The 14,225-nt window shown below is 69.3% G+C and carries 10 protein-coding genes and 1 pseudogene; 5 read left to right on the forward strand and 6 right to left on the reverse strand.

Features of this window, described 5'->3' with window-relative positions; genetic code table 11:
• The 4 genes and pseudogenes from Q0741_RS18690 to Q0741_RS18705 all read right to left on the reverse strand — a co-directional run.
• A pseudogene (locus Q0741_RS18690) lies at positions 1-431 on the reverse strand (hypothetical protein); the annotation flags it as partial.
• Positions 428-4,072 (reverse strand): exodeoxyribonuclease V subunit beta, encoded by a 3,645-nt coding sequence (recB, locus tag Q0741_RS18695; RefSeq protein WP_298234701.1) that lies wholly within the window; start codon positions 4,070-4,072, stop codon positions 428-430. The gene recB and the pseudogene Q0741_RS18690, both read right to left, overlap by 4 nt.
• Positions 4,065-7,469: an exodeoxyribonuclease V subunit gamma gene (gene recC, locus Q0741_RS18700; protein WP_298234702.1), complete on the reverse strand. Its 3,405-nt coding sequence runs from the start codon at positions 7,467-7,469 to the stop codon at positions 4,065-4,067. The genes recB and recC overlap by 8 nt, the downstream gene beginning before the upstream one ends.
• A 346-nt stretch (positions 7,470-7,815) precedes the next feature.
• Positions 7,816-8,169 carry an H-NS histone family protein gene (locus Q0741_RS18705; protein ID WP_298234703.1) on the reverse strand — a complete coding sequence of 118 codons (354 nt, stop codon included), beginning with the start codon at positions 8,167-8,169 and terminating at the stop codon, positions 7,816-7,818.
• Between the two features lie 145 nt (positions 8,170-8,314).
• On the opposite strand from Q0741_RS18705, the gene Q0741_RS18710 reads away from it, so the two are divergent.
• The 5 genes from Q0741_RS18710 to Q0741_RS18730 all read left to right on the forward strand — a co-directional run bounded on the left by Q0741_RS18710 (position 8,315) and on the right by Q0741_RS18730 (position 13,051).
• Positions 8,315-9,022 carry an SOS response-associated peptidase family protein gene (locus Q0741_RS18710; protein ID WP_298234704.1) on the forward strand — a complete coding sequence of 236 codons (708 nt, stop codon included), beginning with the start codon at positions 8,315-8,317 and terminating at the stop codon, positions 9,020-9,022.
• 305 nt (positions 9,023-9,327) lie between these two features.
• Complete coding sequence (locus Q0741_RS18715) at positions 9,328-9,669, forward strand: hypothetical protein (RefSeq protein ID WP_298234705.1); 342 nt, start codon at positions 9,328-9,330, stop codon at positions 9,667-9,669.
• Between the two features lie 1,200 nt (positions 9,670-10,869).
• Complete coding sequence (locus Q0741_RS18720; protein ID WP_298234706.1) at positions 10,870-11,349, forward strand: VOC family protein; 480 nt, start codon at positions 10,870-10,872, stop codon at positions 11,347-11,349.
• A gap of 219 nt (positions 11,350-11,568) precedes the next feature.
• A complete protein-coding gene (locus Q0741_RS18725) occupies positions 11,569-12,042 on the forward strand; it encodes a GFA family protein (RefSeq protein ID WP_298234707.1) in 474 nt (157 codons plus the stop codon).
• A 106-nt stretch (positions 12,043-12,148) separates the two neighbouring features.
• Positions 12,149-13,051, forward strand: a complete 903-nt coding sequence (locus tag Q0741_RS18730; RefSeq protein WP_298234708.1) for an SHOCT domain-containing protein — start codon at positions 12,149-12,151, stop codon at positions 13,049-13,051.
• A gap of 195 nt (positions 13,052-13,246) precedes the next feature.
• Here the strand turns inward: Q0741_RS18730 and Q0741_RS18735 are convergent, their stop codons facing one another.
• Both Q0741_RS18735 and Q0741_RS18740 read right to left on the reverse strand, forming a co-directional pair.
• Positions 13,247-13,651 carry an FKBP-type peptidyl-prolyl cis-trans isomerase gene (locus Q0741_RS18735; protein WP_298234709.1) on the reverse strand — a complete coding sequence of 135 codons (405 nt, stop codon included), beginning with the start codon at positions 13,649-13,651 and terminating at the stop codon, positions 13,247-13,249.
• Positions 13,652-13,800: 149 nt separating this feature from the next.
• Positions 13,801-14,112 (reverse strand): hypothetical protein, encoded by a 312-nt coding sequence (locus tag Q0741_RS18740; protein ID WP_298234710.1) that lies wholly within the window; start codon positions 14,110-14,112, stop codon positions 13,801-13,803.
• Between the last annotated feature and the right edge of the window lie 113 nt (positions 14,113-14,225).

The following is a 14,225-nucleotide window of genomic DNA, read 5'->3' on the forward strand; positions in this document are numbered from 1 at the left end:
CCGGGACCGTCCGCCGCGCCGCCCGCCCCGGCACCGCCGCCGTCCGCGGGCCGGGCCTCCACGAGCGGGCAGGCGCGCAGCGTCCGCAGCCAGTGCTCCAGGTCGCCCGGCAGACGCTTGAGCAGGTCGCCCAGCGCCTGGAGCTGCTCGGCGTTCCAACCCAGCAGCTCATGCGGACGCGCGTGCAGCTCCTGCAGCAGCAGGCAGCTGTGGCCGCGGCTTTCCATGTGCGCCACCAGCGCGCCGCACAGCAGCACGAGGGGAGGGGCGTCAGGTATCAAGTCCAGCGCGAAGCGCGCGACGGCGGCGTCGAGGTGCCGGATCCAGCCCGCGCGCGCCCAGCACAGCAGTTCATCGAGCAGGTCCTGCGCGCTCAAACGCTCCAGCGCGTCGATCCAGTCCAGGGTGTCCACGTCTTTGCGCGGTTTCACGAGCAGGTCTCCTCATCCGCCCCCAGAGCCGCATCCAGCGCCTCCAGCAGCTCCAGCTCCGGCGCCACCAGCAGGCAGCCGCGCTGCGCGTGGCCGATGCCGCGCAGGAAGAAGTACAGCGCGCCGCCCAGGTGCTCGGCCGGGTCGTAGGCCTCGCCCAGGCGCGAGCGCAGCTGCCGGTGCAGCGCCAGCAGGTACAGCGCGGCCTGCACGTCGTAGCGGTGCGCCGCCATCGCGGCCTCCAGCGCGGCCGAGCCGTAGGCGGCGTCCGTCGCGCCCAGCGCGTTGGACTTGTAGTCCAGCACCCAGTAGCGCCCGCCGTGCTCGAACACCAGGTCCGCGAAGCCCATCAGCATCCCGCGCAGCCGGCGCTGCGGCAGGGACGGGCGCTCGCGCCCGGGCAGCAGGTGCTGCCGGCACAGGGCATCCACCCGCGCCGCGTCCAGCCCCTGACTGGGCAGCCAGAACTCCATCTCCGGCAGCGTGCCGCGCAGCCCCGACAGCGGCACGCCCAGCGGCGGCAGCTCGGTGTCCACGGCCACGCTCAGCCACTCCAGCACGTCGTCGGCGCGGTTGCTCCAGCCCTGGCGCTCGCAGCGCCGTTTCAGCTGCTCGCGCACCGTCTCGTCCGCCAGCTTGAAATCCTCGCCGGCGAGCCATTCGAGCTGGTCGTGCAGGAAGTTGCCCGCGAAGCTGCCGCGCGGGAACCGGTGCCAGGCCGCACCCGCAGGGGGCGACAGCGAGGGCAATCCCTCTTCGAACTCGTCGCTCTCGCGCACCGGCGCGTCTTCCAGCCGCTCCAGCGGCAGCACGGGCAGGTGTTTCACCAGCTTGCTGAAGCTGCCGATGCTCCAGTCGCGCTCGAAGCGCGCCGCGTACTCCGCTCCCGGCTGCAGCGCCGGCGCGTCGTCGCGCGGCAGCAGCGGCGTGGCGGCGCAGGCGGCCTGGGCCTCCAGCACCGCGATGGAAGCGCACTCGCCGCAGGCCTCTCGCAGCCGCGCCAGGACCTCGCCCTCGGCAATGGCCTCGCCCCCGCCCAGCAACTGCCCGAAGGCGCTGCGGTGCAGCACGCAGTTCTTCGCCTGCCCCTTCCTCAGCGCCGCGATGCCCACCCACAGCGCATGGCGGGCACGGGTCAAGGCCACGTACAGCAGCCGCAGGTCCTCGCGCAGCCGGTCGCGGTCGCCCTGCTCCAGCGCCTCGGCGCTGAGGTCGAAACTCAGCTGCCGCGCGCCATCCTCGCCAATCCATTCGATGAAGCTGCGCCCGCGCTTGTCCACCGGCCGGAAGTCACAGGCGAAAGGCAAATAGACCAGCGGGTACTCCAGGCCCTTGGACTTGTGGATCGTCACCACCTTCACCAGGTCGGCGTCGCTCTCCAGCCGCACGATGCGCTCGTCGCCTTCGGCCGCGTCCTCGTTCTCGATCTGCTCGGTGAACCAGCGCACCAGCGCCTGCTCGCCGTCGAGCTGCGCGCTGGCCGCCTGCAGCAGCTCGGCGATGTGCAGCACGTTGGTCAGCCGCCGCTCGCCATCGGGCGCCGTCAGCCAGCGCGCCGGCAGCGCCAGGCGGTGCAGCGTCTGGCGCAGCATGGTCAGCACGCCCTGGCGCTCCCACACCGAGCGCAGCTCGCGCAGCGTCTCCAGCCGCTGCTCCCAGGCCTCGTCGTCCACCGCGAGCCGGGCCAGCTCCGCCAGGCTCAGGCTCACCAGCGAGGTGGCGTAGGCCGCGCGCGCCAGCCGCATGTCCAGCGGCGCCGCCACCGCGCGCAGCCAGCGCAGCAGGTCGCGCGCCTCGGCGCTGGCGAAGACCGAATCCTTGTCCGAGAGATAGACCGACGCGATCTCGCGCCGGCGCAGCTCGCGCCGCACGCACTCGGCCTCCACGCCGGTGCGCACCAGCACCGCGATGTCCGCCGGGCGCAGCCTCGTGAAACCGTCTTGCGGATGCTCGAAGCCCGCGCGCGGGTCGTTGAGCAGCGTGGCAATGGCCTCGGCGCAGCGCTCGGCCGCGCGCTGGCGGTGGCTCTCGGCGTTGCCCAGCTCGGCGTCCACGTGCAGCGACAGCGCCGGCACCTCGCCCGCGCCGCAGACGAAACGCTCCTCCCGCCCGCGCGCGTCCACCGGCTGGAAGGGCAGGGGGTTGTCGGCGCCGGCGCGGAACAGGAACGCTCCCGCGCCGCCCTCGCGCGCTTCCGCCTGCTCGAACAGTTGATTGACCGCCCGCACCAGCGCCTGCGTGGAACGGTGGTTCGTGCCCAGCACGTAGTGCCGCCCGGCGGTGGCGCGGCGCGCGCCCAGGTAGCTGTGGATGTCGGCGCCGCGGAAGGCGTAGATCGACTGCTTGGGGTCGCCAATGAGCAGCAGCGCGCTGCCGCGCGCGCACTCGGCCGTGCGGTAGAGCCGGTCGAAGATGCGGTACTGCAGCGGCGAGGTGTCCTGGAACTCGTCCACCAGCGCCACCGGGTACTGCGACAGGATGCGCTCGCGCAGCCGCTCGCCCGCGCCCGGGTCGTGCAGCGCCGCGTCCAGCCGCACCAGCATGTCGGCGAAGCCGTAGGCCCCGGCCTGCGTCTTCAGCTCCGCCAGGCGCCGCGCGATGCACTGGGCGGCGTGGCGGCGCAGTTGCGCCTTCAGGTCGGGCAATTGCGCCAGCGCCTCGTACAACCGGTCGATGGCCTCGAACTCCGGCGGCAGCGTCAGCTCCGGCTTCACCGCCTCCTGCATGCCCGCCACCGAGAAGCGGCGCCGGCCACTGTCGGGCAGCTCCGGATCGAGCTTGCCCGGCGTCGCGGCCCAGGCGTCGAGTTGATCCAGCCAGGGCTCGTAGTAGCGCGGCTGCAGCTTGCGCCGGTCCAGCAGGCAGACCTTGCGCGCCTGCTGCGCGCTGAACCACTCGCGCAGTGCCTGCACCTTCTCCGGCCAGCCCTGCTTGAGGCGCTGCAGGTGCTTCATCTGCTCGGCCAGCACGCGGCTGCACAGCTCGCCCAGCGCCGGCGGGGCCGCGTCGCCCGCGCCGATGCGCGGCACCAGCGCCGCCACGTCGCCGTGCAGCGCGCCCACGTCGGGCCAGAGCCCGAAGACGGCGTCCAGCGCGGTGTCGTCCAGCGGATAGACCTGCTGGCGCCAGTAGTCGCGCACCGCCTCCTCCAGCAGCCGGCGCTCGTCGGCCAGCAGTTGCTCGTCGAAGAGGTTGCGGCTGTCGAAGGCGTGCTCGCGCAGCATGCGCTGGCACCAGGCGTCGATGGTGTGCACCGCCGCGTCGTCCATGGCCTCGGCGGCGCAGGCCAGGCGCCAGGCCGCGCGCGTGCGCTCCGGTCCGTCCGCGCAGGACGCCAGCAGCCCGCGCAACAGCGCATCACCCTCCTTGGGCGCCAGCTCGCCCCGGAAGCAGCGCGCCGCCTCGCACAGCCGTGCGCGGATGCGATCCGACAGCTCGCGCGTGGCCGCGCGCGTGAAGGTCATCACCAGGATCTCGCTGGGCAGCAGCGGGCGGTGGAAGGCGCCGTCCTCGCCGCCGTGGCCCAGCACCAGGCGCAGGTACAGCGCCGCGATGGTGTAGGTCTTGCCCGTGCCGGCGCTGGCTTCGATCAGGCGGCTGCCCCACAGCGGCAGGCGCAGCGGGTCGAGGATCTCACTCATCGCCCGCCTCCCCGGCGCCGGCCTGCGCCAGCACCGTCACGCCGGAAGCCGCCCACGACACCAGCGGACCGTAGAGCCGCGGCGCGAATTCCTGGAAGCGGCCGTCGCGCGTGAGCGCCTCGAAGTCCGGATACAGCCGCGCCAGGCAGGGCTCCTCGCTCTCGGGGCTGACGGGGCCGAAGCCCCCGCCCTCGTACACCTCCTGCGCCTTGCCGTCGGTCACGAAGGCCAGCGCGGTGCGGCAGGCCAGCGGCAAGGGGCTTTCCATGCCCTGGCGCCACAGTGCCAGCAGCGTGCGCAGCGTCTCCTGCGCGGCGGCCTGAGGCAGCGGCTGCAGCGCCAGCACCGCGTCGCGCGAGACGATGCGCGCCTGCAGCGCCACGCCGCAGGCGCTGGCCACCAGGTGCCGCACCCAGTGCTCGATGAATTTGTCCGTGCGCGCCTGGCCCTCGCGCTGCAGCACGCTGGGCGAGAGTTTCAGCAACACCGGGCCCTCGGGACCGCTGCGCAGCTCGGTGAGCCAATCCTCCAGCCGCACGCCCTCGTGCGCGAAAGCCAGCGCTTCCTTGGGCGCGGCCTGCGAGAACTCGCGCTGCAATTTCAGCCACTGGCGGTGCATCCACTGCGCCGGGGCCAGCAGCGCCTGGCGCTGGCGCTCGCCGATGGCGTTCATGGGCAACCGGCCGCTGCGCTGGATGCGCCGCGCGCGGCGCTCGATCTCCTCCGGCGTGCAGCGGTGCGCGTCGGCCAGCAGCTCGCCGATCAGCGTCCACGCCTCCAGCCCGTTGAGGCCGAAGGGCTCGTCGTCCTCGCCAGGCGGCTCGCCCTCGTCGAAATTCACGCCCAGGCGGCGCACGAAGTAGTCCGACACCGGGTTTTTCAGGAAGGCCGCCAGGCGCTGGATGGTGAGCAGCTGCGTCTCGGCCTCGAAGCGCGGCGGCTCGGCCTCGGCCGGCGCCGCCTCGCCCGCGTGATGCGCGGCGCGCCACTCGCGCGCCCAGGTGCGCAGCGCCGCGCCGGCCTCGAAATAGCGCCGGCTGAAGGGTTGCAGCGGGTGCTCGGTGGTGAGGCGCTTGCACAGCCCCTCGCCCCAGCCGGCGTCGAGGTAGTCGCGCAGCTGGGACACCAGCACCGAGGGCGGCTGCTCGCTGTTGTCGCGCACGCTGCGCCCGCTCCAGCTGATGTAGAGCCGCCGCCGTGCCGACAGCAGCGCTTCCAGCATCAGGTAGCGGTCGTCGTCGCGGCGCGAGCGGTCGCCGGGGCGGCGCTGGCCGGGCAGGGCCATGAGGTCGAAATCGGCACGGTGCGTGCGGCGCGGATAGTCGCCATCGTTCATGCCCAGCAGGCACACCACCTCGAAGGGAATGGAGCGCATGGGCATCAGGGTGCAGAAGGTGACGCCGCCGTCGAGGAAGCGCCGGCGCAGCGTGGGCTCGTCCAGCCCGGTGAGCCAGCCCTCGCGCAGCACTTCCAGCGGGACGGCTTCCTCGAAGCCGCCGGCCTGTGCCGCCTCCAGCCAGCCCTCCAGGGCCTCCTGCAGCAGCGCCAGCTGCTGGCGCTCGGCCTCGTCCGTGGCCTCGAAAAAACTCTCCAGCAGCGCGCGGGCGCGCTCGCCCCACTGCGCCGGCGTGGCGGGCGTGGCCGCCAGCTCGTGCCAGCGGTGCAGCTCATCGACCAGCACCGCCAGCGAGCCCGCGCCGGCCGCCTCCAGGCCGCCGACCTCGCCGTAGGCCTCGATCCCGGCCCAGGCGGCGCCGTCGCCCGCCGTGTAGCCCAGCAGCATCCGGCGCAGGCCGAAGACCCAGGTGTTCTGCGCCCCGCAGGCGCCCAGGCCCAGCGCGGCGCGGTGTTTCTCGTCCAGGCCCCAGCGCACGCCCGCGCCGCTGAGCCACTGCGCGATGCGCGGCAGGTCGTCGTCACCCACGTCGAAGCGCCGCGCCAGTGCCGGCACGTCCAGCAGGTCGCGGATCTCGGTGAGGCGGCAGCGCTGCTGCGGCAGCCGCAGCAGCCACTCCAGCGCCACGAACAGCGGCACGTGGCCGCGCTGCTGCAGGTCGGCGAGGCCGTAGGGCACGTGGCGCGGATCGCCCGGCCCGTACTGGCCGAACACGGCGCGGATGCAGGGGGCGAAGCGGTCGATGTCCGGCACCATCACCAGGATGTCGCGCGGGCGCAGCGGCTGGCCGCCCGGCGGCTCGGCCAGCAGCGCCAGCACCTCATCGTGCAGCACCTCCACCTCGCGCTGCGCGCTGTGCGCGATGTGGAAGACGATGGAGCGATCGGCCGCCGCCGGCGCCGTCCTGGCGTGCTCGGCCAGCGGCAACAGGTCGCGGATGGCGGCCTGCACCTGCGCCAGCAACGGGGCTTCGGCCGGGGTCTCGGTGTCGAACAGGTCGATGCGCGGCAGCGTGGTTTCGTGGCCCAGGGCGTGGGCGTCGAAGGCGTCGAGCTGGCGCACGAAGTCGCGGCCCTGGCGACCCCAGGCGGCCAGCAGCGGATGGGCATGGGCGTGCATCTCTTCCAGGGACACGGCGGCCAGGTCGCGCTCGGCGCGGTGCTGGAAACGGCGGCGCTGCATCTGCAGCAGCTCGCGCCCGTCGATGATGTCGGCCCAGTGGTACTGGCAGGGGTTGACCACCGCCAGCAGCACCTGCGTATGGCGCGAGAGGGCGTGCAGCGCCTGCAACATCTGCATCGGCAGCTGCGACATGCCGAACACCACCACGCGGCGCGCCACCGGGCTGCGCGGCGCCGCGCCGGACTCCAGCGCGGCCAGGAAACGGTTGTGGATCGCCGGACGCACCACCAGGCGCTCGGCGTCGCTGAGCTCCCGCAGCAGCTCGCGCCACAGCAGCGGCTGCCAGCGCTGGTCCTCGGCCAGCCCCACGGCCTCGCCGTCGGCGCGGCGCAGTTCGTCGCGGCCCACGGCCCAGGCCTCCAGCCAGTCGGCGCGGTAGACCTGGTACTGGTCGAACAGGTCCGCCAGGCGGCGCGCGAGCTGCAGCCGCCGCGCCACGTCGCCGCCGTCCAGGAAACGGGCGAGGGGGGCGAATTCGGGACGTTCGAGCTGGCGCGGCAGCAACCGCATCAGGCGCCAGGTCAGCGGGATCTCGTCCAGCGGCGAGAGCGACGGCACCGAGGCGCGCCCCAGCACCTGGCGGTAGCTGCGCCACAGGAAGCGCGCCGGCAGTTCCACCCGCGCCGCGGCACAGACGCCGCGCGCCTGGGCTAGGGCCATCTTGAGCCACTCGGCCACGCCGTTGCTCTGGACCAGGAACACCTCGGCCTCCAGCGGCGCCAGGGGCTGGCGCTGCAGCCAATCCACCACCGCCTCCTTGAGCAACTCCAGCCGGTTGCCGTGCAACACCAGCAACCCCGTGCCGATTTCGGCGCTCATGAGGCCGACCTCCCTCAATCAGTTTCTTCACACGCCCCGCCGGCCCGATGCCGGCAGAGAACGGATTTTCGCAGCCCCGAGCGCCCCGGCCCCGAACCGATGTCGCGTTTTGACCTCAAACCCCGCCTCGGCGCCCGGGTATGGAGCGCGCGTCCTGCACCGATTCTTACGACCCAGTAATAGCCAGCTCAACGATCAACCCGAAGACACAACTGCGGCGTCGGCGTGAACAAATCCACGCGCACCGCGCCTGAAATGTGCGACCGAAAGCAAAAAGCCCCGCCAGGGCGGGGCTGTCAACACGGCCGGTGTGGACCGCGGGTAATTCAGGCTTGAACCTTGAGCATCAGGCCTTGATGGCCAGGTCGTCCAGCGTCTTGCCGCTTTCCAGGGCTTCGGTGACCCATTTCGGCTTCAGGCCGCGGCCGGTCCAGGTCTTGCCGGAAACTGGGTCACGATACTTGGGGGCCACGGTGCCGGTCTTGCCACCGGATTCACCTTTCTTGCCACCGCGGGAGCTGGAGGACAGATCCTCGATGGTCAGATTGTTCTGGGCCATCAACTCCTTGATGGTGTTGATGGCTTCCGCACGAGAGTTCTCCTGCAGTTGCTTGATCTGACGCTCGAGTTCTTCGCGCTGCTTGAGGAGGTCTTGGATGTTTGCCATACGCTTTGCACCTTCGTTGAATGTCTGGGACATTTCTGATCTGTAACGACAAGCCCTGCGAATGATACGTGGAGCAGGTTCCTGGACCGGTTGTCTTGAACTGCCCTGGACTACCCTGGAACCTTCCGGTGTCCAGCTCGTATCTCCTTCGGACTTGCGCGAAACGGATAATGCCACAATGCGCGCGAACTATGAACCGCCGTCGCAAAAGAATTTTCGGGTTCACCTGCAAAGTGGGGAGCCTCACTTCAGCTACATGAATGAGGCATATCCAGCTTCCAATGCGGTGTTCATCACGGCAGAGCCGGAGTATGAATCGCATTTCTCGCCTTGGCCCGGGGTGTTCGGGCTGTTGCCACCCTGGGTACGCGAGCCCGGCTTGGCGCGCCACACCTGCAACGCCCGCAGTGAAAGGGTGGATTCGAAACAGAGTTTCAAGGCCGCCTGGAAGGCGCGCCGCTTCTGCCTGATACCGGTCCAGGCCATCTTCGAACCTAACTATGAATCAGGTCGTGCCGAACGCTGGCGCATTGAGCGCACGGGCGGATTACCGTTCTGCTTGGCGGGGATATGGGAAGAAGCGTACCGGGATAGCGGCACGGTGTGGTCGTATTCCATGCTCACCATCAATGCGGGCACGCATGAGCTCATGCGGCGTTTTCACAAGCCCGGCGAAGAAAAGCGCACGGTGGCCGTGGTACCTCCCAGGCATTATCGGGATGGGCTGTATGCCGACGTGCGCGAGGCCCGTGCGCTGCTGCAGCCGATGCAGGCCGCACAATTCGTCACCACACCGGCACCGCGCCCGCCTCGGGCGTCTATGGCCGGGCGTAGCACCTGTACTGGAGCTGTCTCGACTCCCGAGAGTAGCCACTCACGGGCCTGACCGGCACGAGGTCGGCACGCTCATGTAACAGATTGCAAAAATCCTGCGTTACAAGCGCTGCTGGAACGTTTTCCTGTGCGGCCTGCTTCACGGATACGGGTGTCGGTTTTGCGCAAGGTTGACCGTGAAAAATCCACACCATCACAAAGCCCATGGAGTGCCGGGAGGACCATGCGAAAAAAATTTGCAAAGTTTGCTTGAATTGAATACCACCTGATGATAAGAGCCGCGAACCCGTGCGGCACGGACGGGGTATACACAGGCCGTCACATATTGCAGCGGGCGCTGGAACAGGTTACCGGGCAATGGCCGATATCGTTGGCGAAGGGTCGCGCAAGACACGGGATGTCTGGGCAGGAATCGATGCCCATTCGAAGCCGGATGGCCGGCGCAGACCTGCAACAACGCGGAGGAAAAGCGTGCAAAGCATGGACAAGAGGGCCTGGACCGCTGGCTTTCTAGCTGGCGGGATATTCGCTGAACAGTGCCCATACGTACAGGGTTCGTTTGAGGCGCTGGATTGGTATGGCGGCTGGATCGAAGGTGCGGCCAATGCGCTGGATCGGCCCCATTACGCCCAGGGCTCCATGGAGACCGATGCGGTGCCCTCGCGCCACGGCCCGAGCCACCATTCGATCCGGCATTGAGCAGTTGAAACTGCTGCGCGTCCTGCGGTGAATCCACCCGGACGCGCACCGCACCCCAAGTTGCCGCGGTGCAGCATTGGCACCTTCCTCCGTACCGCCCGGGTACGGAGTCCGGCAAAAATGCAGGGGGGGCTCGTGAATTGAGCCCGCGGACGGTCACTCGCCGGCCGGACTCCACGAATGCCACAGCCCGGACCCTCGATGGGGATTGCGGCAATCCATAACACGCCTGTACGCCATTGCTCTGGCAAGCGGCGCGCGAAGCCGCTTACGGGAAAAAGCTGTCAAATGCCTTGCCGCGCAGGCATGTGGCGCCCTGGGCATTGCGGCATCGTGCCGAATTCCATGCTTGGCTTTCAATGCCGGCTCGGCAACCACAGGACTCCACGGTTCGAAGCGACACGCAGCGGGATTCCGCTAGGGTCATCCAATAACAACCTGCATGCCCTCGCACGGGCTCCAGGGCGCATGGTTGCCATAGCCCCCTTGCCCTCAACCGGAAAAGGCCGTCAATCTCAGCTCCGACCGGTCAGCCGTCGCTGTCTGCCACGAAGCGATGCAACCCTAGGCCAAAGCCTGGCGACCGGCGGATTTGCGGCATGCTGGTCTCAGCAATGCGGTGGATGCGCCGCGCAATATCGGGCGAATTCCCCCGGCTGCGCGTCATGGGACATCACCGGAATGTCGTTGGGGCACCGGACCGGTTTCCCCTCGCACCGACATGAAATAGAAGTGTTCCGGCACATCCATCAACACGGGCCGGGCGCGGCAATCTGCGAGGGGAAGCCGGGGGAAAGTGAATGCCGGACGCTAAGGCCGTCGCCATCCGCGGCCTTGAATCCCCGGGCAGTCCTTGGATTCGCCCGGGGCATTCGAGCCATGCCTTGGCCGCCATGGCGCGGGGCGCAAAGTCCGGACGTTCGATGCCTTCCGGTAGGAACCAGTCGCCGTTCCGCATTCCAGCGCGGAACGCCCCGCTGCCGGAGCAGGATGCGGACAAAACCCGGGACAGGGCTTGTATGGCGATATCGCCGGCACGACCACCAGCGATGGGAACCAGCGTGTGGCATGCCTGCACACGCCAGCTTGCATGCGGGATAAAGACGCCTATGCTGTACACCCATACAGCTTTGACACCCCGCCGCCTGTTTGGGCTGGCGCGGCGCGGCGTGCCTGTCCTCAGCCCTGGAGAACTCCGTGATGGCAAACCCGGTGAAGAAGATTCCCAACGGCTACTCGACCGTGACGCCCTACCTGACCATCAAGGGTGCGGCGCAGGCCATCAATTTCTACAAGCGGGCTTTTGGCGCCGAGGAAAACATGCGGCTGCAGGCGCCGGACGGCTCGGTGATGCACGCCGAAATCCGCATCGGCGACTCGGTACTGATGCTGCATGACGAGGCGCCGCAGTGGCAGGCCTTCAGCCCACAGACCCTGGGCGGCTCCCCGTGCAGCCTGATGCTTTACGTGGACGACGTGGACGCCTTTGTCCAGCGCGCCGTGGAGGCGGGCGCGACGCTGACCATGGCGGTGGCGGACCAGTTCTACGGCGACCGCGCCGGCGGGCTGAAGGACCCGTTCGGCCACAAGTGGCACATCGCTACGCACGTGGAGGACGTGTCGGAGGAAGAGGTTCGCCGCCGCGCTGCGAGGCTGTTCGAGGGCAGTTGCGCCGGCTGAGCACCGCGGCCGCGTGCCGAGACTCCCGGACAGCCGGCTCGCAGCGGGCCGCAAACGCCTGGATACAGATGGCGCCGGACCGCAGCAGCGCGTCTGGCGTGCGCGGGCGCATCGTGGGAGCAGGCTCGCGCACCGGCGCTGCGAGCCGGCCCGCGGAAGGGCGGCACACGGGTGCCGCCGCGCGAGTCCGGCCCGGTGCCCGCGCCAAGAGGTCATGCCATGCAACTCGAAGGCTCCTGTCATTGCGGCGCCGTGCGCTTCTCTGTGGAGTCGCACGAACCCGTGCCCTTCATGCGCTGCTACTGCTCGATCTGCCGCAAGACCGCGGGCACCGGTGGCTACGCCGTCAACCTGGGCGCGGACAACGCCACGCTGCAGGTGCAAGGCCGCGAACATCTGAGCGTGTACCGCGCGCGCATGGAAGACGGCAGCCGCAGCAGCGGCGAACGGCATTTCTGCAAGCACTGCGGCACGGCGCTGTGGCTGTGGGACCCGCGCTGGCCGGCGCTGGTGCATCCGCATGCCGGCGCCATCGACACGCCACTGCCCGAGGCGCCACTGCTCACGCACATGATGCTGGGCTCCAGGCCGGCCTGGGTGCAGGTCCAGGCCGGCCCGAAAGACGCCACCTTCGACAGCTACCCGGACGAGTCGCTGGCCGAGTGGCACCGGCGCCATGGGCTGATGCGCTGAGTCCGTGCCCCGCACAGCCCCGGTGCGGCGCGTCGCTTGCCCAGGGCAGCGCGAAAAGCTTGGTTCCGGCCTGCAGCGGCAGGTCTCACGGCACGGAAGGTTCAGGATGAAACAACTCATGCCGCAAGGCCGGCAAGCCATCGACGACATCGCCCGGCGCCACGGCTTCAGCGCCGAGGCCGTGACCGCCATGCTCTGGGCCGTGGTGCAGGGCCAGGGCAGCATGGCGCAGTTCGGACATCCCGAGTTCGGCGGCCCGGGGCAATGGATGCGCAACGGCATGACGATGGTGTCGGACATGTTCAACCACGCACTCAAGGCCCGCGTGGACGGCTTGTGCAACGAGCTCGCCAGCTTGGTCGCCAGCCAACCCGAGTTGCTGCACGGCGGCGGCAGTTTCCAATCGCAGAATCAGGGCAACGGCGGATCGCCGGGACAGCAGCAGTCGGCCTGGAGTGGTGGCGGGCAGCCGCCCGGTGCTGGCATGCCGCCGACGACGGTCAGCCTGTTCGTGCCGGCTGCCGACGGTGGCGGCGACTGGTGGGGCCCCGGGCTGGGCCGGCCCCACAGCAGCGGCGCACAGAACGGCGTGCGCTACGCCTACTTCGCGCAGGCACGGCGGCTGGCTATCGAGTTGCACGGCCGGGTCACGGTCTACGACACGCTGGACCACCACATCGGCGGCTTTTCGCAGCAGCAGTCCGGCAGCGGCTCGTTGAGCTTCACGAGCCAGCATGGGTTGGTCAACGTGGGCAGCCTGCCGGTGGTGTCGGTGGATGGCCGGCCACCAGCCGCCACATCGGCACCGACACCGCCGCCTGAGGCATCCACGCCGGCGCCGATGCCCGCATCCACCGCACCCGTGCCGCAGGCCGGCGCGGCCGGCGGCCTGTCGCAGGGGCTGGACGTGTTTGCAGCGATCGAGAGGCTGGCCGAGTTGCACGCGCGCGGCGTGCTCACTGCCGAGGAGTTCTCGGCCAAGAAAGCGGAGTTGCTGAGCAGGCTCTGAGCACGGTCATGGCAGCTCGGAAGGGAGGGCCGGATCGACAAGTTCACTGGGCCGACCAGGACAGCGAGCACCCAGCCGCAGAGGCCAACGTTGCGGTATTTCAGCCCGGCCAGAACGCGACATTACTACTTGGCGCCTACACACAATGGCGCCTCAATCTTCGTTATGTCAATAAGCGCTGAAACGCCTGCAATTTCAGCGTGCGGCCAGCAGTTCGACCTCGAAAGTCAAGGTGCTGTTGCCGGGAATGACGCCGGGAATGCCACGCGCGCCGTAGGCGGTGTCGGCCGGGCACGTGAGCTTGGCCTTGCCGCCAACCTTCATGCGCTGCAGTCCCTCGGTCCAGCAGGGAATGACGCGGTTGAGCGGGAACGTGGTGGGCTGGCCGCGCTTGTGGGAGCTGTCGAACTCCCTGCCATCGGGCAGCGTACCGCGGTAGTGCACCTGCACGGTACTGGTGGGCGCTGGCTGGGTGCCCTGACCCTTGACGCTGTGCTCGACGACTACGCCCGAGGGCAGCTTCTCGGTGTCGGTCTGGGCGGTCACGGGGAGCGCGGCGGCCAACAGCAGCACAGCGCAGAGGGCGGAAGACGTTTTCATGCGTGAAGAAGCGGAAGGTGATGCAGGCGCGCAGTGTCGCTGCTTTCACACCGATCGGCTGCGGCACCAGTCACCGCACATGCTGCCGGCTGTCGTCTCCGATCACGCAGTTGCCTTCGCAACCGCTGGGGCGCAGCCGGTGCATGTGCTCAGGCGTGGCCCGGTGCGTAGCTGAAGCCGCCGCCACGCTCCTGTTCGAGCCGGGTCTCTTCCATCAGGTCTTCCTGCACCGGGTCGGGCGCACCGCCACGCTTGAGATGTTCCTGGTACCAGGCCGTGATGAGCGCGCACACGATGGGATCGGGGCCCTGGACCAGTTCATCGATATCGAAACCGCTGGCCATGCAGATGGCCTCAATCGGTTGGGGATCGAAGATCACCGCGCCATCGCGAACATCCCGCGACAGGCGCAGATCCTCGAAGTTGACGCCGTCGGGAATGGTTGCCTGCAAATGTATCAAGCTGCCTCCTCTCGAGCCCGCCATGGGTTGGATCATTGTGACCGACACGGAGGACACCGGCGTCGGCCTCCCCGCCTGGAGCAGTTCGCGGGCCCGGGGGTGCGAACAATGCC

Source organism: uncultured Azohydromonas sp. (genome assembly GCF_937926365.1).
Taxonomy (GTDB): Bacteria; Pseudomonadota; Gammaproteobacteria; order Burkholderiales; family Burkholderiaceae_C; genus Azohydromonas.

Excerpts from the sequence above, each read along its gene's own strand:
- recB (WP_298234701.1), bottom strand. The coding sequence starts at position 4,072 with ATGAGTGAGATCCTCGACCCGCTGCGCCTGCCGCTGTGGGGCAGCCGC.
- recC (WP_298234702.1), bottom strand. The coding sequence starts at position 7,469 with ATGAGCGCCGAAATCGGCACGGGGTTGCTGGTGTTGCACGGCAACCGG.
- Q0741_RS18705 (WP_298234703.1), bottom strand. The coding sequence starts at position 8,169 with ATGTCCCAGACATTCAACGAAGGTGCAAAGCGTATGGCAAACATCCAA.
- Q0741_RS18710 (WP_298234704.1), top strand. The coding sequence starts at position 8,315 with ATGCGCGCGAACTATGAACCGCCGTCGCAAAAGAATTTTCGGGTTCAC.
- Q0741_RS18715 (WP_298234705.1), top strand. The coding sequence starts at position 9,328 with ATGGCCGATATCGTTGGCGAAGGGTCGCGCAAGACACGGGATGTCTGG.
- Q0741_RS18720 (WP_298234706.1), top strand. The coding sequence starts at position 10,870 with ATGGCAAACCCGGTGAAGAAGATTCCCAACGGCTACTCGACCGTGACG.
- Q0741_RS18725 (WP_298234707.1), top strand. The coding sequence starts at position 11,569 with ATGCAACTCGAAGGCTCCTGTCATTGCGGCGCCGTGCGCTTCTCTGTG.
- Q0741_RS18730 (WP_298234708.1), top strand. The coding sequence starts at position 12,149 with ATGAAACAACTCATGCCGCAAGGCCGGCAAGCCATCGACGACATCGCC.
- Q0741_RS18735 (WP_298234709.1), bottom strand. The coding sequence starts at position 13,651 with ATGAAAACGTCTTCCGCCCTCTGCGCTGTGCTGCTGTTGGCCGCCGCG.